At 68.5% G+C, this 19,512-nt stretch carries 23 protein-coding genes; 8 read left to right on the top strand and 15 right to left on the bottom strand.

Annotation, left to right across the window (positions count from 1 at the left end; translation table 11 throughout):
• Positions 1-227: 227 nt before the first annotated feature.
• A complete protein-coding gene (locus tag ACFYYF_RS00580; protein WP_388769773.1) occupies positions 228-1,145 on the top strand; it encodes an NADP-dependent oxidoreductase in 918 nt (305 codons plus the stop codon).
• 92 nt (positions 1,146-1,237) lie between these two features.
• On the opposite strand, the gene ACFYYF_RS00575 is transcribed toward ACFYYF_RS00580, so the two are convergent.
• Together ACFYYF_RS00575 and ACFYYF_RS00570 are read right to left on the bottom strand one after the other, a co-directional pair.
• Positions 1,238-2,965: a thiamine pyrophosphate-dependent enzyme gene (locus ACFYYF_RS00575; RefSeq protein ID WP_388769771.1), complete on the bottom strand. Its 1,728-nt coding sequence runs from the start codon at positions 2,963-2,965 to the stop codon at positions 1,238-1,240.
• A gap of 45 nt (positions 2,966-3,010) precedes the next feature.
• Positions 3,011-4,480 carry an FMN-binding glutamate synthase family protein gene (locus ACFYYF_RS00570; RefSeq protein WP_388771496.1) on the bottom strand — a complete coding sequence of 490 codons (1,470 nt, stop codon included), beginning with the start codon at positions 4,478-4,480 and terminating at the stop codon, positions 3,011-3,013.
• A gap of 312 nt (positions 4,481-4,792) precedes the next feature.
• On the opposite strand from ACFYYF_RS00570, the gene ACFYYF_RS00565 reads away from it, so the two are divergent.
• Positions 4,793-5,227, top strand: a complete 435-nt coding sequence (locus ACFYYF_RS00565; protein WP_388769770.1) for a hypothetical protein — start codon at positions 4,793-4,795, stop codon at positions 5,225-5,227.
• Between the two features lie 69 nt (positions 5,228-5,296).
• Here the strand turns inward: ACFYYF_RS00565 and ACFYYF_RS00560 are convergent, their stop codons facing one another.
• The 4 genes from ACFYYF_RS00560 to ACFYYF_RS00545 form a co-directional block, all read right to left on the bottom strand.
• Complete coding sequence (locus ACFYYF_RS00560; RefSeq protein ID WP_388769768.1) at positions 5,297-5,506, bottom strand: CDGSH iron-sulfur domain-containing protein; 210 nt, start codon at positions 5,504-5,506, stop codon at positions 5,297-5,299.
• Positions 5,507-5,644: 138 nt separating this feature from the next.
• Positions 5,645-6,727: an iron-containing redox enzyme family protein gene (locus ACFYYF_RS00555; RefSeq protein ID WP_388769766.1), complete on the bottom strand. Its 1,083-nt coding sequence runs from the start codon at positions 6,725-6,727 to the stop codon at positions 5,645-5,647.
• Entirely contained in the window at positions 6,724-7,494 is a 771-nt protein-coding gene (locus ACFYYF_RS00550; protein WP_388769764.1) for a HemK2/MTQ2 family protein methyltransferase, read from the bottom strand. The genes ACFYYF_RS00555 and ACFYYF_RS00550 overlap by 4 nt, the downstream gene beginning before the upstream one ends.
• 19 nt (positions 7,495-7,513) lie before the next feature.
• Positions 7,514-7,837, bottom strand: coding sequence for a plasmid stabilization protein (locus tag ACFYYF_RS00545; RefSeq protein WP_365491129.1), 324 nt, complete (start codon positions 7,835-7,837; stop codon positions 7,514-7,516).
• Positions 7,838-7,924: 87 nt separating this feature from the next.
• Between ACFYYF_RS00545 and ACFYYF_RS00540 the strand changes: the two genes are divergently transcribed.
• The 3 genes from ACFYYF_RS00540 (at position 7,925) to ACFYYF_RS00530 (ending at position 9,750) form a co-directional block, all read left to right on the top strand.
• A complete protein-coding gene (locus ACFYYF_RS00540; protein WP_388769762.1) occupies positions 7,925-8,611 on the top strand; it encodes a CYTH domain-containing protein in 687 nt (228 codons plus the stop codon).
• Positions 8,523-9,044: a CHAD domain-containing protein gene (locus ACFYYF_RS00535; protein WP_388771494.1), complete on the top strand. Its 522-nt coding sequence runs from the start codon at positions 8,523-8,525 to the stop codon at positions 9,042-9,044. Before ACFYYF_RS00540 ends, ACFYYF_RS00535 begins: the two co-directional genes overlap by 89 nt.
• A gap of 352 nt (positions 9,045-9,396) precedes the next feature.
• Positions 9,397-9,750: a PRC-barrel domain containing protein gene (locus tag ACFYYF_RS00530; RefSeq protein WP_365491126.1), complete on the top strand. Its 354-nt coding sequence runs from the start codon at positions 9,397-9,399 to the stop codon at positions 9,748-9,750.
• Between the two features lie 373 nt (positions 9,751-10,123).
• Here the strand turns inward: ACFYYF_RS00530 and ACFYYF_RS00525 are convergent, their stop codons facing one another.
• Positions 10,124-10,492, bottom strand: a complete 369-nt coding sequence (locus ACFYYF_RS00525) for a low affinity iron permease family protein (protein ID WP_388769760.1) — start codon at positions 10,490-10,492, stop codon at positions 10,124-10,126.
• A gap of 2 nt (positions 10,493-10,494) precedes the next feature.
• Entirely contained in the window at positions 10,495-10,674 is a 180-nt protein-coding gene (locus ACFYYF_RS00520) for a CsbD family protein (protein ID WP_388769758.1), read from the bottom strand.
• A gap of 316 nt (positions 10,675-10,990) precedes the next feature.
• On the opposite strand from ACFYYF_RS00520, the gene ACFYYF_RS00515 reads away from it, so the two are divergent.
• From ACFYYF_RS00515 to ACFYYF_RS00505, 3 genes are all read left to right on the top strand, one after another.
• Complete coding sequence (locus tag ACFYYF_RS00515; RefSeq protein WP_388769756.1) at positions 10,991-11,218, top strand: DUF5133 domain-containing protein; 228 nt, start codon at positions 10,991-10,993, stop codon at positions 11,216-11,218.
• A 179-nt stretch (positions 11,219-11,397) separates the two neighbouring features.
• On the top strand, positions 11,398-12,078 hold the full coding sequence (locus tag ACFYYF_RS00510) for a GAF and ANTAR domain-containing protein (protein WP_388769754.1): 681 nt from the start codon (positions 11,398-11,400) through the stop codon (positions 12,076-12,078).
• A 634-nt stretch (positions 12,079-12,712) separates the two neighbouring features.
• Positions 12,713-13,246 carry a hypothetical protein gene (locus ACFYYF_RS00505; RefSeq protein WP_388769753.1) on the top strand — a complete coding sequence of 178 codons (534 nt, stop codon included), beginning with the start codon at positions 12,713-12,715 and terminating at the stop codon, positions 13,244-13,246.
• A gap of 153 nt (positions 13,247-13,399) precedes the next feature.
• Here the strand turns inward: ACFYYF_RS00505 and ACFYYF_RS00500 are convergent, their stop codons facing one another.
• The 7 genes from ACFYYF_RS00500 to ACFYYF_RS00470 form a co-directional block, all read right to left on the bottom strand.
• A complete protein-coding gene (locus ACFYYF_RS00500) occupies positions 13,400-13,963 on the bottom strand; it encodes a hemerythrin domain-containing protein (protein ID WP_388769751.1) in 564 nt (187 codons plus the stop codon).
• A 320-nt stretch (positions 13,964-14,283) separates the two neighbouring features.
• Positions 14,284-15,468 carry an alcohol dehydrogenase catalytic domain-containing protein gene (locus tag ACFYYF_RS00495; RefSeq protein ID WP_388769749.1) on the bottom strand — a complete coding sequence of 395 codons (1,185 nt, stop codon included), beginning with the start codon at positions 15,466-15,468 and terminating at the stop codon, positions 14,284-14,286.
• A 39-nt stretch (positions 15,469-15,507) separates the two neighbouring features.
• Positions 15,508-16,533, bottom strand: coding sequence for an SDR family NAD(P)-dependent oxidoreductase (locus tag ACFYYF_RS00490; RefSeq protein WP_388769747.1), 1,026 nt, complete (start codon positions 16,531-16,533; stop codon positions 15,508-15,510).
• Positions 16,534-16,633: 100 nt separating this feature from the next.
• Positions 16,634-16,996 (bottom strand): DUF6479 family protein, encoded by a 363-nt coding sequence (locus ACFYYF_RS00485; protein WP_388769745.1) that lies wholly within the window; start codon positions 16,994-16,996, stop codon positions 16,634-16,636.
• A 200-nt stretch (positions 16,997-17,196) separates the two neighbouring features.
• Positions 17,197-17,868: an HAD family hydrolase gene (locus ACFYYF_RS00480; protein WP_388769743.1), complete on the bottom strand. Its 672-nt coding sequence runs from the start codon at positions 17,866-17,868 to the stop codon at positions 17,197-17,199.
• A 17-nt stretch (positions 17,869-17,885) separates the two neighbouring features.
• Positions 17,886-18,851, bottom strand: a complete 966-nt coding sequence (locus ACFYYF_RS00475; RefSeq protein WP_388769741.1) for an LLM class F420-dependent oxidoreductase — start codon at positions 18,849-18,851, stop codon at positions 17,886-17,888.
• A 272-nt stretch (positions 18,852-19,123) separates the two neighbouring features.
• The gene (locus tag ACFYYF_RS00470; RefSeq protein ID WP_388769739.1) at positions 19,124-19,435 is read right to left on the bottom strand and encodes a hypothetical protein; all 312 of its coding nucleotides are present in this window, start codon (positions 19,433-19,435) and stop codon (positions 19,124-19,126) included.
• Between the last annotated feature and the right edge of the window lie 77 nt (positions 19,436-19,512).

The following is a 19,512-nucleotide window of genomic DNA, read 5'->3' as shown; positions in this document are numbered from 1 at the left end:
TCCGTGCGGCGTTACGGTCGAACTCCGAAGTGGCTCAAGATTTCGCCACAAGAATGGCCCACACTCCTGAGCCACTCTGCTCCTAGAGTCGGAGGCATGGCAGCGGGTGAATAGCGGTCTGGCCAGCGCTTTCCAGAGCCGTCGGCGGCGTCCGATGGGACGCCGAACCGGCCTTCCCGCCCGCAACCTTTCCACCCAAGCGACAAACAGCCGAGGAGGCAATTCCCATGAAAGCGATCGTGGTGAGCGACCAGGCCGCGGGAACGGCCGGGATGACGCTGACGGAGCGGCCTGAGCCGATCGCGTCGATCAACGACGTCATCGTTCAGATCCATGCGTCGGGCTTCGTCCCGACCGAGATGGAGTGGCCATCGACCTGGACCGACCGGGCCGGCCGTGACAAGACGCCGTCGATCCCCGGCCACGAACTGGCCGGAGTGGTCACCGCCCTCGGATACGGCACGACGGGGCTGTCGGTCGGGCAGCGGGTGTTCGGCCTCGCCGACTGGCACCGTGACGGCACCCTGGCGGAGTACGTGGCGATCGAAGCACGCAACCTCGCTCCGCTGCCCGGCGATGTCGACTTCACGGTAGGCGCGTCCCTGCCGATCTCAGGTCTGACCGCGTGGCAGGGGTTGTTCCAGCACGGCCGTCTTCAGTCTGGCCAGACGGTCCTCGCCCACGGCGCGGCCGGGGCAGTCGGGACGATGGTGACCCAGCTTGCACGTGAGGCCGGCGCTTACGTCATCGGCACCGGACGCGCCGCCGACCGTGAGAAGGCACTCGACTTCGGCGCGCACGAGTTCGTCGACCTTGCGAAGGACGCGCTGGAAGACGTCGGCGACGTCGATCTCGTCTTCGATGTCATCGGCGGCGACGTTCAGAAGCGGTCCGCCGCCCTGATCAAGGCTGGAGGAACACTGGTGTCCATCGTCGGCCCGGCCGAGGCGCGACCCGCTGAGGGCCTGGCCGTGGACTTCGTTGTCGAGGCCGATCGAGCTGAGCTGGTTGAGATCGTGCAGCGGGTGCGGGACGGACGGCTGCGTACGAACATCGGTGACGTCGCGACGCTCGACCATGCCGTCGCCGCCCTCAACCCGACCGAACGACGTAACGGGAAGACCATCATCCGCGTTCGTCCATGAGGGCTCGTAGGGCTCGTAGGACTCGGAGACAGCGACCAGGCCAGCCCTCTCCTTGGTGGCCCGCAGCATCGACCCGAGGCCGGCAGCCCCCTTCAGCTCTCGCGGCTGGAGAGCACCTCCTTGACCTTGGCGATGGCGAAGCCCCATCCCTGCGTCACGGTCGGTTTTCCCGGCACGGCGATTTCCTCGGGATTGGTCAGCACGTCCAGCACGACCGGTCCCGGCGTGCCGAACGCCCGGCGTACGCTCTCGTGCAGTTCTGCGGGGTCGGTGACACGAATTCCCGTCAGTCCAAGGGCTGTAGCGACCGCGGCGAAGTCGGGGTTGTCGAGTTGCGTGCCGAACTCGGGCAGCCCCGCTTGCTCCTGCTCCAGCTTGACCATGCCGAGGCGGCGGTTGTCGAAGACGACCAGTTTCACCGGCAGGTTGTACGTCTTGATCGTCATGAGGTCGCCCAGCAGCATGCTGAGCCCGCCGTCGCCGCAGAAGGCGATGATCTGGCGGTCCGGTGCCCAGAGTTGCGCCCCGAGCGCCTGCGGCATGGCGTTGGCCATGGAGCCGAGGTTGTAGGAGCCGATCAGGCGCCGGGTGCCGCTCATGGTCACGAAGCGGGAGAGCCACACGGTGGCCATGCCCGTGTCCGACGTGAAGACGGCGTCGCGGTCCGCGTACGTGTTCACCGCGGCCGCCAGCGCTTCGGGGCGGATCTCGTGGTCGCGGTTGTCCAGCACCGCCCGCAGTTTTCCGGTCCAGTGGTGTTCGTGGCCGGGATCGGCCAGCCGTTGCTGCCCTTCCTGCCAGCGGGCGAAGCGATCACGGCAGTCGTCCAGGTGCGTACGGTCGGGCGCCGCCTTCAACAGCGGAAGCAGAGCGCGCAGGGTGGCTCCGACGTCGCCGGTGAGGCCCGCGTCGAGGGGAATCCGGCGACCCAGGTGTTCCTCGCGGGCGTCGATCTGTACCACGCGGCAGTCCTTCGGGTACCAGTCGCGGTAGGGGAAGTCGGTGCCCAGCATGAGGAGCACGTCACCGGTGTCGAGGGCGTGGGAAGCTGCGGGGTTGCCGATGAGGCCGGTCTGGCCGACCTGGAAGGTGTTGTCCTCCTCGAAGCCTTCCTTGGCCTTGAGGGTGAGCACCATCGGTGCGGCGAGAAGCTCGGCGGTGCGCAGCACTTCGGTGCGGGCCTCCCGCGCCCCGCGGCCGACGAGCAGGGTGATGCGAGAAGCGTCGTTCAGAAGTTCGGCGGCCTTGACGAGCGCGGGGTCGTCGGGCCGGGTGACGGCGCGGTCGAGCGCGAAGCGCGCGGGACGGTCGTCGCTCAGCTCTTGGTCGCCCAGGTCACCGGGCACGGTCAGGACGGCCACGCCGCCCTGGCTGACGGCGGCGCGTACGGCGGATTCGAGCATGCGCGGCATCTGGTCGGCAGAGGTGACGGTGGCACGGAAGACCGCCACATCACGGAACAGCAGGTCGTTGTCGACTTCCTGGAAGTAGTCGCTGCCGATCTCTGCGAGGGGGACCTGACCACAGATCGCGAGCACCGGTGTCCGGCTCTTGGCCGCGTCGTAGAGGCCGTTGAGGAGGTGGACGGAGCCCGGTCCCACGGTTCCCATGCACACCCCGAGCTTTCCGGAGAGCTGGGACTGGGCGCCCGCCGCGAATGCCGCTGCCTCCTCGTGCCGGCAGCCGACCCAGTTGACGTCGTCCGTGGTGCGGATGGCTTCGGTCAGGGGATTCAAGGCATCTCCGACGACTCCGAAGACGTGTCTGACGCCCAGCTCCTTGAGCGCGTCGACGATGACGTGGGCGACAGTACGTGTCACAGGAATACCTTTCGATCGGACGGGTCTCTCGGTGCGAAGCCCGGATCAGCGGGTGAAGCGATCCGGGTCGGCTGCCTGCCAGTCGGTTGCCCAGCTCGTGGGGGCTGATGCGAGCAGTTGTCCGGGCTCGAGCCATTCATGGAGTTCGGCGTAGGAGCGGACCGTGTGCGGGTCCACCCGCTGGAGCAGCATGTGGGGGTGAAGGCCGCGTGGATCGTCGACGCCCATCGCGGCCATGATCTGCAGAGCGCTCTTCACCGTCGCCCGCTGGTAGCGGTCGACGCGCTGGGACTTGTCACCGACGTCGACCGCCCGGCCCCGGCGTTCGTCCTGTGTGGCCACGCCTACGGGGCAGGTGTTGGTGTGGCAGCGCTGCGCCTGAATGCATCCGATCGCGAACATCATGGCGCGGGCGGCATTGGTGTAGTCGGCACCTTGGAGCAGGCGTTTGACCAGGTCGCTGCCGGTTGCGATCTTGCCGCTGGCGCCGATGCGGATCCGGTCGCGCAGGCCCGCGCCGATCAGGGCGTTGTGCACGGTCATCAGCCCTTCGCCGAGGGGCAGCCCGACATGGTCGGCAAACTCCAGAGGTGCCGCACCCGTGCCGCCCTCCGCTCCATCGACGACGATGAAGTCCGGCGTGGTGTCTTCCGCCAGCATGGCCTTGCACACGGCGAGGAACTCGCGCCGCGAGCCGACGCACAGCTTGAACCCGACGGGCTTTCCGCCGGCCAGTTCCCGCATCCGGGCGAGGAAGCGCACCAGTTCGCGCGGGCTGGTGTAGACACGGTGGAAGGGTGGTGAGACGACGGTCTGTCCTTGCGTCACGCCGCGGACCTGCGCGATCTCCGCGTTCACCTTGACACCTGGCAGCACTCCGCCGATGCCGGGCTTGGCACCCTGGCTGATCTTCAGTGACACGCACTTGACGTGCTCGTGCGCCGCCTTCTCGGCGAAAATCTGTTCGTCGAAGCCTCCGTCTTCGGTACGGCAGCCGAAGTAGCCGGTGCCGATCTCCCACACGAGATCCCCGCCGGGCCGCAGGTGGTAGTCGGAGAGACCGCCCTCACCGGTGTCCTGGGCGAAGCCACCGAGGCGGGCACCGGTGTTGAGGGCGAGTACGGCATTCGCCGACAGTGAACCGAAACTCATCGCGGAGACATTGAGCAGGGCCATGTCGTAGGGCCGTGTGCAGTCGGGCCCGCCTATCCGAACCCGGGGCGGTTCGGCGGGGACAGCGCGGGGAGACATGGATGGGGTGAGATATTCGCTGCCTGTCCGGTAGAGATCGAGTTCGGTGCCGAACGGCTCCTCCGCAGCCGTGCCCTTGGCCCGTTCGTAGACGATGCTGCGGGTGTCACGGTCGAAGGGGCGGCCGTCGAAGTTGCGCTCGATGAAATACTGCTGGAGCTCGGGTCGCAGCGACTCAAGAGCGAAGCGCAGATGTCCGAGCAGCGGGTAGTTCCGCAGGATCGAATGCCGCCGTTGAGCGATGTCGTGGACAGCCACCACCATGACCAGGAGCAACGGGACAGCCCCGAGCCAGTACCAGGGCGAGACCAGGACCGAGGCGACAACGGCGCCCACCGTCAGCAAGCCGTGCAGGGTGACCAGAAGGAATGTGAGCACCCGGTCCGTGTGTCCCCGTCTCCGGTCGTCAATCTCCCCTCGCCCGCACTCTGGGATTCTCGATTCCGGGAGCAACCGGCCCGGAACGTCGGGAGTGGGTGCCCGCCGCGGCGACACCGGACTGCGTCACCGCGACGGCCTTCGCTCGATCGGACGCAGGCGGGTGCGGACCTTGCCGATCAGGACACTCATAGACCTATGAGTGATCACGACGAACGGCTCGATGAAACGCACCAGCGCCCCGCTGGTGTCACGGACGCCACCGTGGAAGCCCTGGGGGCGTTGTCGAAGGCGTTGGAGACGACCGAACGGGCTCGCGGTCACCTTTATGACTTCCATCAGCTGACGGGGAGCGCCGACTTCGAATTGGACCGTGCGGTGAAGCTGCTCCGCGATGCCGGTCACACTGCATCCGCCGACCGTGTCGAGCGGGAGATCCTGGGGCGCAACGTCATCCCCGGGCACTGGACGTTCCAGATCATCGAGGCGTACAACGTGACCTACTACGAGCCGTTCAAGAGCGTCGAGGATGAGATCCGAGGTGAGCTGGCCGACGGCGCCGACCACCTGTTCGAGGCCGAACTGAAGGAGAAGCGCCGCACCGGCGGCCATCGGGACCACACGGCTACCTGACACATCTCGATCCGCGCTCTATTGCGCCCGGTCCGGAGCGGGCGACCGGGTCGCCTGCCGATCTGCCCCTCAGCGGTCCCGGCTCTTCTCCGACCCGCGGCTCGTCGACGGTGCGGCCTCTCGGGAGCCCCGCGCATTCGTCACGCGGGAGCGGTGACTGGTGTCGCACCAGGGGTAGTTGCGGCTGCGTCCGCAGGTGCACACGGCTACGACCATGCGCTCGGAGGTGGCGGTCGAGCCGTCGTCGAGGACGACCTCCACCGGCCCGTCGATGAGCATCGGCCCTCCGGAGCGATTCGTTCTCACGCGCCGCGCGGGTGCCACACGGGACGTACCGGGCGGGATGCGGTCCACGGGGGCTCACCTGCTCTCATCGGCTCGGAGGAAATAGGTCGCAAGGACAGGGCAGTTCTCTGCCTACGCGTCAACACGGGCCTCCTGTGCTCGGATCGTTTCCCGTGCTTGGGACGCCTCCGCGGCGAGCGGAGTCGTCAGCGCTGATGTGCCGCGCTGCCAAGCGGCGAGAAGGGTGTGAGCGAGTCGTTCCTCGAGCAGGGTGGTGGCATCCGCTCCGAAGGCGACATCGTCTTCGAGGTATGGCTCGTCCTTCAGCAGGCCCGATATGACCTCGCGGCGGACGAGTTGCTCGTGGACCGCGTCCGCCTCGACGTGTTCGGTGTAGAAGTGCTCGGCGGCTGTACCGGCGTTCAGTCGGCGCATGGCAGCGGCCAGGCGGCGCGAGCCCGGCGAGGAGGTCACCTCGACGCAGCCGAAGTGACCTACCAGCGCTCCGCGCAGAGCGCGGTGCAGGCCGAACAGCGACATGAGGTTGACCGTGGTCAGGGCCTGGGCCGGGGCCGTCTCGAGGTAGCGGTTGTATGTGGTGTCCAGGTCCAGATCCGCCATGAGATCGGCGAAGAGCCGTGAGTGCATCCGCTCGGGACGCCCGCCACCGAATTCGTCGTACTCGATCGCCGTCATGGCCGCTTTGGCCCTGCCCCGCAGGCGCGGGATGACCCAGAGGTGAGGATCCGCTTCCTTGAGGTGGTACAGCGAGCGCACGGCAGCGTACTCCCGCATCTGCCACAGCTCGCCATGGTGTTCGAGGTGGCCGGAGACCGTGCCCGTGTGATCGACCGGCTCGACGAGCAGTTCACCGAAGACCTCCTCGACGGTGCGGCCGGCGGCGGTGTCCGCGTGCAGTGCGGCCAGGAAGGGCTGTTCCATGGCGCTGCGCAGCCTCAGGAGCTCGGGGTCCCATTCGAGGTCCTCCGGAACGTCCTCGAATCCTTGGTAGTGCAGTTCGTAGAGCACGTAGAGAGCCAGGTGGAGGTCATCGCCGTAGGGGTCCGCCCGCGCCGCTGCGGATCGGTCGGGCAACAGGCCGTCCCGATGTTGGCGCAGCGCGGCGATCACCCCCGCGGACAGCTCACCTCGCGCCCCGGGCAAGGGCGCCGTTCGGTGTGCGGAGAGCGCGGGAGAGCTGCGTGTCCTGGTCATGGTGACGACTCTCCTTCCCGGGCGGCTGTGAGGGATCCTGCCGAAGGGCTCCGTTGCTCTGCCCTGATGACGACCAGTTCCTCACTCTGCTGTCCGGCGCGCACCAAGCCTTGCCGGATCAGCCAGGACAGACGGGAACGCACGACCGGACCGTAGGGGATGCGCGCCCGTTCCACGACCTCGCCCCACAGCCCCGTCTCCGCCAGACCCGCCAAGGTGGCATCGACTCCGGACAGGGCGGAGTGGACCATCAGCAGGGCACCGTGGGCTTTCAGGAGAACGGGGGCCGCAGCGCAGATCTGGTCGATGACCGCTCTTCCGTTCCGCCCCGCGTCCCAGGAGCGGGCCGCGCCGTGGCGTGGCAGGCAGGCACGCGGTGCGGGAACGTAGGGCGGATTGCTGATCACGAGGTCGAAGCGCCGGCCGCGTACGGCTTGCGGAGCGGTTCCCCGCCGCACTTCGACCGGTAGACGCAGGTGCCGCGCGTTCACTCGCGTGGTGAGTGCTGCCCGCCAGGAGACGTCCACCGCCGTGACCTGGGCGCCGCTTCCCGCCGCGCACAGTGCCAGTGCCCCACTGCCGGTGCCGATGTCCAGGACGTCCATCCCCGGGGTGACCTCTGCTCGCACGGTTCGCGCGAGCAGAAGGGTGTCCTCCTGCGGGGGATACACACCGGGCAGCCGCCACAGCGGACCGAATCCGTGGCGGGTGTCCAGTGGATCCAGGAGGGCCGCCGTCACGGGGCGTGCTTGGTGCGTTCGTTGCATGGCTGAGCACCGTCGTCGGTCAGTGGCCGAGCTTCTGCTTGAGTTCCGCCTTGTCCATGGACGAGCGGCCGTGGAGGTTGCGGCGCTTGGCCTCCGCGTACAGCTGGTCGTACGTGGGCCCCTGGGAGCCGCTGTGAGAGCGTTGACCGCCACGCTTGGAGGACGACATGTCCTGGGTGGAGGACTTGCTGGCGGTCTTCGACTCGCCGGCCCTGGCACGCTCCTTGTTCACGGTACGCGCCGCGATCTCCTTCGCCCTCTTCTCGCTTTCGCCCCTGTCCTCGACGCTTTCCTTGATGTGCTCGTACTGACGCTCACGCTTGGGACTGGACCCCTGCGGCATGGCGGCCTCCTTCGCTCGAAACGGTGCACCCGCCGTGTCGACGTTCGGGTCAGGCGGCGCGCGGAACACGCGAGTACCCGCTTTGCCATGGTTTATCGACTCTTCTCACTGTCATGGATCTCCGGTCGGCCTTCTGTGGGGCCACTGCCGAGATCGGTGGATGGACGGATGTTTGAGCTGGGCCGTGGCGTCTACGCGTCTGCTATGACCCGATGGAAGCGAGAGGCAGAGCGTACGTACGAGACCCCCGCAGCCCACGACGCGTCGTGGCTGGCCGCGCTCTTGGACGTGGAGGGCATCGCGTCGGTCGCGGAGCGCGGTACCGAGAAGCTGGACGCTGTGTACTACGACACGGACGACCTGCGCCTGGTCGGTACGTCGGCGACGCTGCGGCGAAGGACCGGGGGCGCGGATGCGGGTTGGCGCCTCGAGCTGCCGATGTCCGGGGCCGACCGGGAGGAGGTGTCGGCTCCGCCGTCCAAGGCGGTTCCGAACACTCTGCGTGACCTCGTTGTCTCCCGTGTCCGCGAGGCGGAACTGAGGCCGGTCGTCCGCATCCGGTCCACCCGAAGGGTCCGGCACTTGCTCGATTCAGCGGGGACGGTACGAACTGCTCCCCGGGCGCGTCGACGCCCGGTTGCAGGAGTGGAACGTCACCCGTACCACCGACGCCCGTCGGCGGACCCTGGACGCCCTGCGCTCACCCCGCTACCTGGAGCTGTTGAACTCCTTGACCGCGCCGGCGGAGCAGCCCCCGCTGGCCCGGAAGGCTGAGCGCGGTCCGGAGAAGGTGATGGTCAAGGCCATCCTCAAGGAGTACGAGCGGCTGGCCGACCGGGTGGCACACGCACTGGAACTGAGCCCTGGAACAGAACGAGATGAGGCTCTCCACCAGGCGCGCAAGGCGGCCAAGAAGACGCGGTACGCGACCGAACCGGCGCGTGCCTCGCTGGGGAAGCCCGCGAAGCGGCTCGGCCGGCGCGTCAAGGGCGTACAGAAGGTTCTGGGAGACCATCAGGACAGCGTCGTCGCACGGCAGGCCCTGCGGAACCTTGCGCTGGAGGCCCATGCGGCGCACGAACCCAGTTTCGCCTGGGGCCTGTTGTACGGCCAGGAGCAAGCCGAGGCGGACACGTGCGAACGGAACGTGCCGACTGTGTGGGCCCGAGCGTCGAAACCACGGCTGCGTAAGGCACTTGCCGGTTGAGCCGGGTTCCGTGCGGAGGGCAATGGCCAGGTCGCGGTCAATTCATGCTCCGTAGAACACTCCGAACGGTTGAATCTCCATTGCATCGGCATCGGCATTCAGGCATTTACGGCGCAAAGATATGCGCTGCCAGGAGTAGGGGCTGAGCGTTGCGGGTCGTGTGACCCGTGACGCGATGCGGCGCCGGTCAACAGCGATAGGGGCGTCCATATTCGGCCTTGTCGAGGGATGGTGTCCGCCGTGGGTGTGGGACTCGGACCTCTGGGCACTCGCACTTTTGAAGGTCGAGAAAACGCCGGCCTGCAATGCAAGTTGAAAGCCGGCGCCATCGTCGAAATGTGAAGGGATTTTCATGTCTGAGGATGTGTGGGGTTACCGCGAGACCACCGGCCGTCTGCAGGGCGTCGACCTTACGGGTTACAAGGTCGAGGCCACCGACGGCTCCATCGGCAAGGTCGACAAGCACTCCGACGAGGTCGGTTCTTCCTACATCGTGGTCGACACCGGACCGTGGATCTTCGGCAAGGAAGTACTCCTGCCGGCCGGCACCGTCACCCGCATCGACGCGGACGAGCAGAAGATCTATGTCGGCCGGACGAAGGAGCAAATCAAGAACGCTCCTGAGTTCGACAAGGACAAGCACCTCGGCGACGATGACTACCACCGCCAGGTGGGGGGCTACTACGCCGGGCCGCAGGGATTCTGACACGTCGGTAGCGTGAGGTCTGGGGGCGGCAACTCTGATGGTTGTCGCCCCCGTTTCCGTTTCTTTTGCGGTTTCCTGCAGAGATCTCAGAAAGAGCCCGGAGAGAGTCCGTCCGCGGCGGAGAATACCTTGCTGCCTGTTGGCTTCGGCCTGGTGACTTTGCGCTTCGCGCGAGTCAGGACGCGTGGCGTCCCCCTTCTGGCCGGTGGTGCGGGGTGGCCAGGAGCGCGGGCCGCCGAGGCTGCATCGAGCGTGGGAAAGCCGACGCGTAGATGGTCGCGCAGACCGCCCGAGCGCCGTCGCCTCGTGTGACGGCGCTGGTGAGGAGGAGGACGGAAGGCGGCCTGGGGCCAGAGCTGCCGGCCCCTCGGGCTCACGTCTCGTCCTCCATACGGATCACCCGCTTGAGATCCTCGTGCGCCTCGCCGGGCGCGTGCTCCTGCAGTTCCAGCAGCGCCGCCGCGATGGCGTCCAGTTTGCGCTGGATCGCACGCTCGGACCGCAGTTCGGAGTTCTTCAGCAGGGCGAGAAGCAGCAGAGTCACCGCGGTCATCGTGTCACCGGCGAGCAGGAGCCACTCACTGGCGAGACCGGCGACATGCGCGGCGACGGTGAGCGACACCAGCACGACACAGAACGCGAAGAACAACGGCGAACTCGTGAACCTGGAGCCGGTCTCGGCGAAGCGCTCGAACCTGCCGCGTTCATCGCCACCACGGTCGGCGGGGTGCTGAATGGTCATGATCAGTGCTTGGCCCACCGGCGCACGTGCGCCGTGGCCGTCTCCGTCATCTCCTGGGCCTTGCCGCGCAGTTGTTCACGTCGCCCCGACCTCTGGACCGCTCGGTCGCCCATCGCCTTTCCGAGGGACTCCTTCACCTTGCCCCTGATCTGTTTCGCCTTGGCGTTGTACTTGAACTTCATCGTCGCCGCCTCTCGGGAAGCACTCCGCGCCGCGACACGGCGGGGCCGCGGTCCTCTGTCTCACCGTGTGGCCCTTCGGACGGCACCGCAAACGGGGTTCGTCATCGTCGGCAGTCCTTCAGAGGCGGGAGGCTGGACCGCCCGGGTGATCCCTCCGTCGGCGTGCCGGGCCGGGGAGTGCCGTGGTGGCATCGGTGAGGCTTTCGCCGCGCTTCTCGATCCATACCGCTTTCCAGGAAACACGCGGGAATGGCAGGCGGAACCGGGGGCACCGGTGCAGGGGACTTGGTGACAAGGAAGATCAGGGAGACTTGCGATGCTCATGGCACACCCCGCGGTGTTGGCGCGCTTGATCGAGCAGTACGAGACGCTGCAGATCCTGCATGCTGAAAAGGGCAGCCCCGAGATGCGTCGGCGTATGGACGACCTGGCCTACACACTGTGCGTGTCGACAGGCACCCGTGACATCGACACGGCCCTCATCGCCGCCCGCCACCAGCTGCCTGGCGCGCGCCCGCAGGACGACTCCCTCATCACGCTCTGATCGTTCTTCGGGTTCGGCCCGCCGACCTCATGCGCTCGAGAGCTCCCCACGGCGGCCGATCACCGCCGGGCGCTGTTGCCGGTTCGGTCGATTCCTTCTGCTTTCCGGCGGTCCTTCCCTCAGAACCGGTAAGTGTTCGCCCGGGTGCCGGCAGAGCAGCGGCTTGGAGAGGAGACGGTATGGACTGGCGTGGGTTCGCGCGGCAGATGGCGACGATGGCCCGTGATCTTCTGGCACAGCCGTCGGTCGACGCGACGCTGGAGCGGATCACCGAGTCGGCCACAGAACTGGTGGACGGCTGCGACGCCGCCGGAGTGCTGATTCTGCGCGGGCGGCGCGTCGAGACGTTTGCCCCCACCGCGCAAGTGGTCGTCGACAGTGACCAACTGCAGGAACGTGTCCAGGAAGGCCCGTGCTTCGATGCCGCCCGGGAGAGCGAGAGGGTCTTTCGTATCGCGGATTTCGCCACGCATCAGCGCTGGCCCGCATACGTCCCCCCGGCGCGTGAGCTGGGGCTGGGCAGCATGATGGGCTTCCTCCTCTACACGGAGGACGAGGAACTAGGAGCCCTGAACCTCTACTCCTACCGTCCGAACGCCTTCACCGAGGACAGCGAGACCGTCGGATGGCTGCTGGCATCGCACGCCGCGGTGGCCCTGTCCAGTGCGCGCAACCAGGACCAGATGGAGCAGGCGCTGGCCACACGCCACACCATCGGCGAAGCCATGGGCATCCTCATGGGCCGTCACCACCTCACCGAACACGAGGCCTTCGACGTGTTGCGCCGATACTCGCAGGAGAAGAACGTCAAACTGCGCGAGGTGGCCCGCCAAGTGTGCGGGACGGGCAGCCTGCCCTGACACGCCAGGTGCCGTATGGAGCAGGGCGCGGCCTGTGGGTGCGCGTAGACGGCGCGGACAGTGCGGATCGTCGCAACGGTGAGAGCACGGCGGCGACCGCCGACCGCGCTTGCCGCCGCCCCTCCCTCAGCGCACGCGGTCCGTCGTGCTTCGGCTCACGTGGAGTTCAACCGCGAGACGCATCGGGCGGCTCCGGGGCGTCGTCATCGTCGGCCACGTCGCCCGGTTCCGGCGGGCCGGTCGTCTTGGCGACGTGGGGCGTCGGACTGGTGATCCTCTGAGCCTTCTCGGAACCTGGGCGCGTGCTCGGTTGGGAGCCGCGCGCATGGGACGTTCCAGTCTTGTCGTCTTCATCAGAATTCGTCATGAGGCAGGGGTTCCCACACCAGTCGTCTCGTAACGCCGGTCATTCCTCGTTGTCACCGGTTCCGGGCTTTGCGGATGCTTGCCGAGCGGCTCGTAGACCCCCTGCCCGGTCAGTTGTGCGTGCCGCAACAGGGGTGGCTCCCGGATGACCGGACTGTGTCCGATCCCACCTCGTCGCCGAGGGCTGGGCCACATCGTGCCGCCGTCGGATGGAGCTACCGTTCGGCGAAGGTGACTCGTCTTTTCGGCAGCTCCCGGAGGGCCGGCAGTGCTCGCAGATCTCTCTCCGCTCATCGCGGCCGCCACGCAATGGCTGACGCGGGCCTACCCGGCCTGCGGCGGCCCGCTCGCGTCCGCGCTCTGCGAGGCCCAGGCCCGTCAGGCCGTGACCGTCGCGGCATGGCTGCGGTATCCGACGCCGATGGACGCCGCGCTGGTCGTGATGGCGGGCCCGGGAGGCGCCGGAAAGCTCGACATCGTCGTCGGCTCGGACGTGGCCGGCCCGGACGACAGCACGGCGGACGACGACGCCTGGCGTACGTGGGTGGACGAGGCCGTCGTGAGCTGGGCCGCGTCCCTCCTCGTCGACGCCCGGCTCGCCGATTTGGCCGTTGCCGCGCTCGCCGACGGGGAGCACGTCAAGGTCGCGCCCGTGAAATTCGGGCGTCTGACGTCGCCGGATGACGGCGACAGGCGAGCCGCGGCCCTCCTGCGCCACCCCGACCTGCTCGCACCGGTGGCCGCGCTCCATCACGAGGAGCTCGTCGGCCGCCTGGGCCAGGGGCGGGCACTCGTCGCCTGACGGCCGGGAGAAGGAGTGCCCGGGGTGGGCGCCCCGTTGCCCGGGGGACAGCTCACTGCAGCCCGACCGCCCGCGCGACCGCTTCGTGTTGAGCGGACGGCCGCATCGCCAGGCGTCACGGGTGTGTGGCGCCGGGCTTTTGGGGAAGTGCTCTCAGCCGAGCTTGCCCCGGCCGCTCAGTGCGTCGCGCAGCCGGTCGACCATGCCCACACCCGGCGCGAGCAGCTTGTTGGCGGGCGGGGTGTCGGGCGCCGACGGGTGCGGGCGGGTGGGCGCCACCTTCTTGGCCTGGCGCACCTTGTCGCCGAGATCGTCCAGTGCCTCCGGAGGGCACGCCGCGCGCAGCATCGGGAAGAGGTTCTGCTCCTCGTCGGCCATGTGGGCGCGGATTTCGAGCATCAGGGTCGCCAGGAGCCGGTCGAACTCCGGGTCGTCCGCCTCGTAACTCTCCAGGTCCTTCATGATCTGCTCGGCCTTGGAGTGGTCGTCGATCTCCCGATCGGCCATCGCGTCGCCGTTCGGCACGTGCCGGCGCACGGCCGGGTACAGGTAGGCCTCCTCGGCCACCGAGTGACGTACGAGTTCCATCGTCACCTGGTCCGCGTAGACCTTCCGGTCCTTGTCGCCGGGCGTGCACCGGCCGATGCGCCCGAAGATCTCTTCGACCTCCCGATGGTCGGTCGTCAGCTCGTCGATGACGTTTCCGCCGTGCCCCATGTCCTCCACCTCTCAGACGCGGTGACGGCTCCTGGATGGTCCGTCCGGTGCCTCCGGGTGCCCATCGCTCGCCCGTTGACACGACTTCCGCCCGATCCGAGGCCGGCGGTTCCCGATACTGGACACATCCCGGGACGCTTGTGTTCACACAGTGATGTCCCGGTCCGGGACGGCATGGCCGGCCTGCTCCCACACGCCATGCACACACCCACCCGGTGCTCGTCAGGGGACTGCCGTTCCTGCATCACTCAACTCCAGGTCACGCATGTGGTCAGGTAGGCAGCAACAGGGGAGTCCGGGGCGAGCCGCGGATTGCGGGGTCAGGGGTGAAGAAGTGTCTTGACCATGGCGTCCTCCTTGGCCTGGAACATCGCGTACGCCTTGGGGGCGTCCTCCAGTGGCATGTCGTGGGTCTTGAAGGAGTCCACGCCGAGCGGATCGGCGTCGGTCAGCAGCGGCAGGATGTCCTCGACCCAGCGCCACACGTTCGCCTGGCCCATCCGTAGCTGGATCTGCTTGTCGAACATGGTCAGCAGTGGCATGGGGCTGGCCGCCCCGCCGTACACGCCCGAGACGGAGACCGTGCCCCCGCGCCGTACCAGCTCCATGGCGGCGTGCAGTGCGGTCAGACGGTCGACACCGGCCCGTTCCATGAGCGGCTGGGCGACGCTGTCCGGCAGCAGGGTGGTGACCCACTGGGCGGCCTTGGCGAACGGCGCCCCGTGTGCCTCCATCCCGACGGCGTCGATGACCGCGTCGGTGCCTCGCCCCTCGGTCAGCTCCCGCACGGCCTCGGTCAGGTCGGCGCCCCCTCGCCGGGAGTCGAAGCACGTGACACCGTGCGCCGAGACGCGGGCGAGCCTGTCGGCGACGGGATCGACCCCGATGACCAGCCCGGCGCCGCGGTGCTGCGCGATCCGGGTCGCCATGTCACCGATCGGGCCGAGACCGAGGACGGTCACCGTGCCGCCCTCGGGTATGCCGGCGTACTCGACCGCCTGCCAGGCCGTCGGCAGGACGTCGGACAGATAGACGTAGCGGTCGTCCGGCGGCCCGTCCGGGACCTTGATCGGCAGCCTGTTGCCGAAGGGAACCCGGAGCAGCTCGGCCTGGCCGCCCGGAACCTGGCCGTAGAGCTTGGTGTACCCGAAGAGCGAGGCGCCGGTGCCGTGTTCACGCACCTGTGTGGTCTCGCACTGCGAGTGCAGACCGCGGTCGCACATGTGGCAGTCACGGCACGAGACGTTGAAGGGGATCACGACGCGGTCGCCCGGTTTGAGGGCGTGCACCTCGGACCCCACATACTCGACCACGCCCATGGGCTCATGTCCCAGGATGTCCCCGGCGTCCAGGTAGGGGCCGAACAGTTCGTACAGATGAAGGTCGGATCCGCAGATGCCGCTCGATGTGATCCGTACGATCACGTCGTCGGGCTTCTCCATCCGTGGATCCGGAACGGTCTCCACACGGACGTCCCGCTTGCCGTGCCAGGTCAGTGCGCGCATGAGAACTCCTTCTGCGGCGGGGTTCGACCCCGGCCAGGGTCAGGCGCTGGTCGGTGGGCCCGGGATCTGCTGGTTGTAGCGGCGGGCGGCCCGGTCGTTGAGGCCGCTGCCCAGCCTGCGTACCTTCTCCGTCCAGGTGGACGCGGTCCGGTCGATGCCGTGACCTTGCTTGACGTCGACTCCGGGCGCCTCGGTGTCGCCCTGCGCGGACGGGGGAGCTGGCAGGAGCCGGGCGGCGAGGCCGCTGAGCCGGGTGACCGTGGCCGGCGCCACGCCGTGCGCCACCGACGCGGCACGCGCGGCGGGAGTCAGTACCAGACGGGTCCTGCGCCGCTCCAGCGCCCGCACGATACGCTCCGCCGCACGGTCGGCATCCATCGAGACCACAGGTGTCCCCGAGAGCGCGGAGAACCAGGCGAACTCCCGTGAGGAGCGTCCGCCGAACTCGGCTTGAAGATGCGAGCCGGTGCGCATCAGTCCGGGATGGACGGTCGTGACGCTGAGGCTGTCTCCGGCCGTCTCGGCCCGCAGTCCCTCGCCCAGCGCTCCGACGGCGGCCTTGGCGCACGAGTAGGGCAGCAGATGCGGGACGGCGAGCAGCCCGCCCACCGAGCCGATGAGACACAGCCGGCCTCCTGCGTCGCTCGCGCGCAGGGTGGGGAGCGTTGCCATGGCCGTGTTCACCGTGCCTCCGAACATGGTGTCCATGGCGTCCTCGAAGGCTCCGCTGTCGAGAGAGGCCACCGGGGCCACCTGGATGACACCGGCGTTGGCGACGACGACGTCCAGCCCGCCGTGCCGGGCCTCCGTCCGCCGGACCAGCGACTCCACGGCGTGCCGGTCACGGACGTCACACACCGCGGTGGAGAACTTCTTGCCGGTCCTTTCCTCGGCCCAGTCGGCGCCGCGCCGCAGTTCCTCCTCGTCGCGGGCCGCCATCGTGACCAGGCAGCCGCGCTGGGCCAGCCGCGCGGACAGCAGCAGCCCCAGGCCCCTGGAACCACCCGTGACCAGTGCGGAGAGGCCGGCGAGTTCCGACCTGTGTGGAATCGATGCCACGTTCATCACCTCGCTGGGGGAAGGAGCGCCCGAGTACCCGGATCGGATGCGCGCAGACAGGGTTCCGCGACCGAAGTCGCTCGGCGCTCGAAGCACTCCGGGCGCATCAACCGTCACCTTCCCCGCCCGACGGCGTGCTCGATCCGGATCCCCAGCGCGGCCGCTCCTGACGCTCACTGCGCCTGCTGCCGGCCCCGCCGAGTTGATGCGGGGTGAGGCGTTCGCTCTCGTCCGCGGCGCGGGGCACCTCGTTCGGTTCCCTGATCTCCGAGGTCTCGTGCACGGGCCCCGACTGCGGAAGCTTGGGGTGCTCCTGGGCCTCGGGCGGGCCGGGCTCGCGACGGCGGGCCCGGATCCCGAGTCCGACCGCCCACACCAGGGCTCCCGCGACGACGAGGCCGCCGAGCAGGGCACCGATCGTGCCGGAAGCGGCGTTCGAGAGAGCGACGTTCCAGTTCTCGTGATTCATGGCGGCCGAGTACCCGCACACGTGAAGCGCAGACTCCGGATCGTCCCGTGATCCCGCCGATCCGCTGCCTGCGGGCCCGCAGTGACTCGGCGTGGCGCGACGTGACAGGTGCTCTTCGTCAAGGATGCGGGCCGGAACAGCGCAGCACGGCCGAACGACGCATCACAGGAGTCTGCTTGCCCGTGCCGTGCAGTCCGATGTCATTGCCGGCCGGCGAAGGCGCTGGTGTCGAGGTGCTCGAGGAGGTCCGAGACGTCGCGGTAGACCGCGTCTGCGCCTGCCGCCTCCAGGTCGGTCCGCGGGATACCACCGGACAGCACCGCCACGGACGACACCCCGTCCCGTGCGGCGGCCTCCATGTCCCATACGGTGTCGCCGACGAACACGGCCCGTCCGTTCGGGACGCCGGCGAGGTCTCTGGCCCGCGCGACGGGGTCGGGGGCGGGTTTGCCCGAACGGACGTCGTCCGCGCTGGCCGCTCCGAGGATGACGTCGTCGGCGTCGATGGCGCGGCGCAGCGCGGAGAGCTCCGCGCCGCCCGCCGAGGTCGCCAGGACGATCGCCCAGCCGCGCCCGGCCAGCGTGCGCAGCAGGTCGCCGGCATCCTCCAGCGCGGGCAACCGGTCGAAGAAGGTGGCGTAGAGGGCGTGGTGGGCGTCTTTGAGTTGTTCGTCGTCCTCGGGATCGCGATCCTGGCCGAGCAGATACTCGATGAGGTCGTCGCTGCTGAGGCCCACGGCCCGGTGCACCTCGAGCATGGGTACGCGGTGTCCGGCCTGGCGGAACGCTTCCCACCAGGTGACGACGTGCAGGTGATTGGTGTCGACCAGGGTTCCGTCGACATCGAAGATCGCGGCTCGCTTCGTAGTCATCGCGTGTCCTCGCGTTCTCACAGGTCGCGGAGGGCGGGCAGCAGCTTCCGCTCGGCCCAGTCCATGAAGGGCTCCTGGTGGTCCCCGCCGATCTGGACCAGCGCGACTTCGGTGAACTGTGCGTCGACGAAGGGCTGTACGGCCTCGACCACACTCTCCACGTCGTCGCCGCACGGTATGGAGTCGGCCACGTCCTCGGGACGTACGAACTGCGTGGCACGCGCGAACGAATCGGGTCCGGGGAGTTCGGAGTTGACCGGCCAACCGCCGCCGAACCAGCGGAACTGGTCGTGGGCACGGACGATCGCCGCGGCCCGGTCGGTGTCGTAACAGACGGGAAGCTGGCCGACCTTGGGTTTGCCGGCTCCGCCGTTCCGGTCGAACGCCGAGGTCAGTTCCGGGTCGGGCTCCGTGGCGATCAGGAGGTCGGCGAGGCGACCGGCGATCTCGCACGAGTGGTCGCCCGAGACGGCTACGCCGATGGGCGGTGGGGTGTCCGGCAGGTCGAAGAGCCGGGCGTTCTCCACGTCGAAGTGGACGCCGTGGTGGTTGACGTTGCCTCCGTCGAAGAGGGACCGGATGATCTCCACGGCCTCTTCCAGCATGTCGAGACGGAGGTGCGCCGCCGGCCATCCGCCGCCGACTACATGCTCGTTGAGGTTCTCACCGGAGCCGAGTCCGAGGCGGAAGCGTCCCTGGGACAGGAGTTGCAAAGTGGCGGCCTTCTGGGCGACGACCGCCGGGTGGTAGCGGGTGGTCGGGCAGGTCACGTACGTCATCAGCGGGATCCGTTCGGTGGCCTGCGCGGCCGCCCCGAGCACGCTCCACGCGTACGGGGCGTGTCCCTGGGAGTCCAGCCAGGGGAAGTAGTGGTCGGACGTGACGGAGAAGTCGAATCCGGCTCGCTCCGCGCGGACCACGTGATCGACGAGTTCGCGTGGGCCGGCCTGCTCGGTCATCATCGTGTACCCGATCCGCACCATGGCGCTTTCCTCCTCCGTGTAGACAGATGGCTGAGCGGCCGGTGCGCAGGAGGTGTTGGCCCGGGTACGGCCGCGCCGCCTTCTCCGGCCCGGCGGCCGCTTGGCCCCGAGCCGCAGATCGACCTCCTCTTCCGGTCTCCTGACGTGGTGACCCGCTTCCTTCACGGAGAACGCGTGGTTCAGTGCCTCACGCAGGAGGTCCGCTGAGGGACACGGTGACCAGAGGCCGACCTGCGTTCCGTGTGCCGACGCGCTCGCGACGCGCGGGCGGGTCAGTCGGTCGGCTCGTCGGGCATCGGGTGCTCGGGGCGGGCGCTGCCGGAGTGCGGGGTGCCCTTGCGGCCGGTGCCCGCCTCGTCGGTGTCGGGGACCTCGTTGTCGGGCTTCTGGGAGTCTTCGTCCTCGCCCTCGGCTTCGCGTCGCTCCGCCTCGGGCTGCTGCCTTTCGGTCGGCTGTCCGGGCGCGCCGACGACGTCCAAGGGGTCCTCGTCGGGTGCGGCCTGCTGATCGGGAAGGTCCCTCGGTACGGGCTTCGGCATCGGCCCCTCACCGGTCCCGGGGCCTTGGGGACGGGGCTCGCTCACGGCGTCCTCCCTTCCTTGCGCGGGTGCGGCGTGAAGCGCAAGTACCCCTCTCGTCCGTGATGATGCAGGTGATCGCC

Source organism: Streptomyces sp. NPDC001914 (assembly GCF_042891215.1).
Lineage (GTDB): Bacteria > Actinomycetota > Actinomycetes > Streptomycetales > Streptomycetaceae > Streptomyces.
The sequence above is the reverse complement of the archived record's forward strand: the minus strand, read 5'-3'. Positions and strand labels throughout refer to the sequence as shown.

What these genes read in the sequence shown, in the direction of transcription:
- ACFYYF_RS00520 (WP_388769758.1), bottom strand. Translation starts at nt 10,674, where the DNA reads ATGAAGTTCAAGTACAACGCCAAGGCGAAACAGATCAGGGGCAAGGTG.
- ACFYYF_RS00485 (WP_388769745.1), bottom strand. Translation starts at nt 16,996, where the DNA reads ATGAATCACGAGAACTGGAACGTCGCTCTCTCGAACGCCGCTTCCGGC.
- ACFYYF_RS00540 (WP_388769762.1), top strand. Translation starts at nt 7,925, where the DNA reads ATGGTTTATCGACTCTTCTCACTGTCATGGATCTCCGGTCGGCCTTCT.
- ACFYYF_RS00555 (WP_388769766.1), bottom strand. Translation starts at nt 6,727, where the DNA reads ATGACCAGGACACGCAGCTCTCCCGCGCTCTCCGCACACCGAACGGCG.
- ACFYYF_RS00545 (WP_365491129.1), bottom strand. Translation starts at nt 7,837, where the DNA reads ATGCCGCAGGGGTCCAGTCCCAAGCGTGAGCGTCAGTACGAGCACATC.
- ACFYYF_RS00475 (WP_388769741.1), bottom strand. Translation starts at nt 18,851, where the DNA reads ATGGTGCGGATCGGGTACACGATGATGACCGAGCAGGCCGGCCCACGC.
- ACFYYF_RS00580 (WP_388769773.1), top strand. Translation starts at nt 228, where the DNA reads ATGAAAGCGATCGTGGTGAGCGACCAGGCCGCGGGAACGGCCGGGATG.
- ACFYYF_RS00500 (WP_388769751.1), bottom strand. Translation starts at nt 13,963, where the DNA reads ATGGGGCACGGCGGAAACGTCATCGACGAGCTGACGACCGACCATCGG.
- ACFYYF_RS00495 (WP_388769749.1), bottom strand. Translation starts at nt 15,468, where the DNA reads ATGCGCGCACTGACCTGGCACGGCAAGCGGGACGTCCGTGTGGAGACC.
- ACFYYF_RS00560 (WP_388769768.1), bottom strand. Translation starts at nt 5,506, where the DNA reads ATGCTCATCGACGGGCCGGTGGAGGTCGTCCTCGACGACGGCTCGACC.
- ACFYYF_RS00565 (WP_388769770.1), top strand. Translation starts at nt 4,793, where the DNA reads ATGAGTGATCACGACGAACGGCTCGATGAAACGCACCAGCGCCCCGCT.
- ACFYYF_RS00525 (WP_388769760.1), bottom strand. Translation starts at nt 10,492, where the DNA reads ATGACCATTCAGCACCCCGCCGACCGTGGTGGCGATGAACGCGGCAGG.
- ACFYYF_RS00490 (WP_388769747.1), bottom strand. Translation starts at nt 16,533, where the DNA reads ATGAACGTGGCATCGATTCCACACAGGTCGGAACTCGCCGGCCTCTCC.
- ACFYYF_RS00480 (WP_388769743.1), bottom strand. Translation starts at nt 17,868, where the DNA reads ATGACTACGAAGCGAGCCGCGATCTTCGATGTCGACGGAACCCTGGTC.
- ACFYYF_RS00530 (WP_365491126.1), top strand. Translation starts at nt 9,397, where the DNA reads ATGTCTGAGGATGTGTGGGGTTACCGCGAGACCACCGGCCGTCTGCAG.
- ACFYYF_RS00510 (WP_388769754.1), top strand. Translation starts at nt 11,398, where the DNA reads ATGGACTGGCGTGGGTTCGCGCGGCAGATGGCGACGATGGCCCGTGAT.
- ACFYYF_RS00515 (WP_388769756.1), top strand. Translation starts at nt 10,991, where the DNA reads ATGCTCATGGCACACCCCGCGGTGTTGGCGCGCTTGATCGAGCAGTAC.
- ACFYYF_RS00550 (WP_388769764.1), bottom strand. Translation starts at nt 7,494, where the DNA reads ATGCAACGAACGCACCAAGCACGCCCCGTGACGGCGGCCCTCCTGGAT.
- ACFYYF_RS00570 (WP_388771496.1), bottom strand. Translation starts at nt 4,480, where the DNA reads ATGGTGGTGGCTGTCCACGACATCGCTCAACGGCGGCATTCGATCCTG.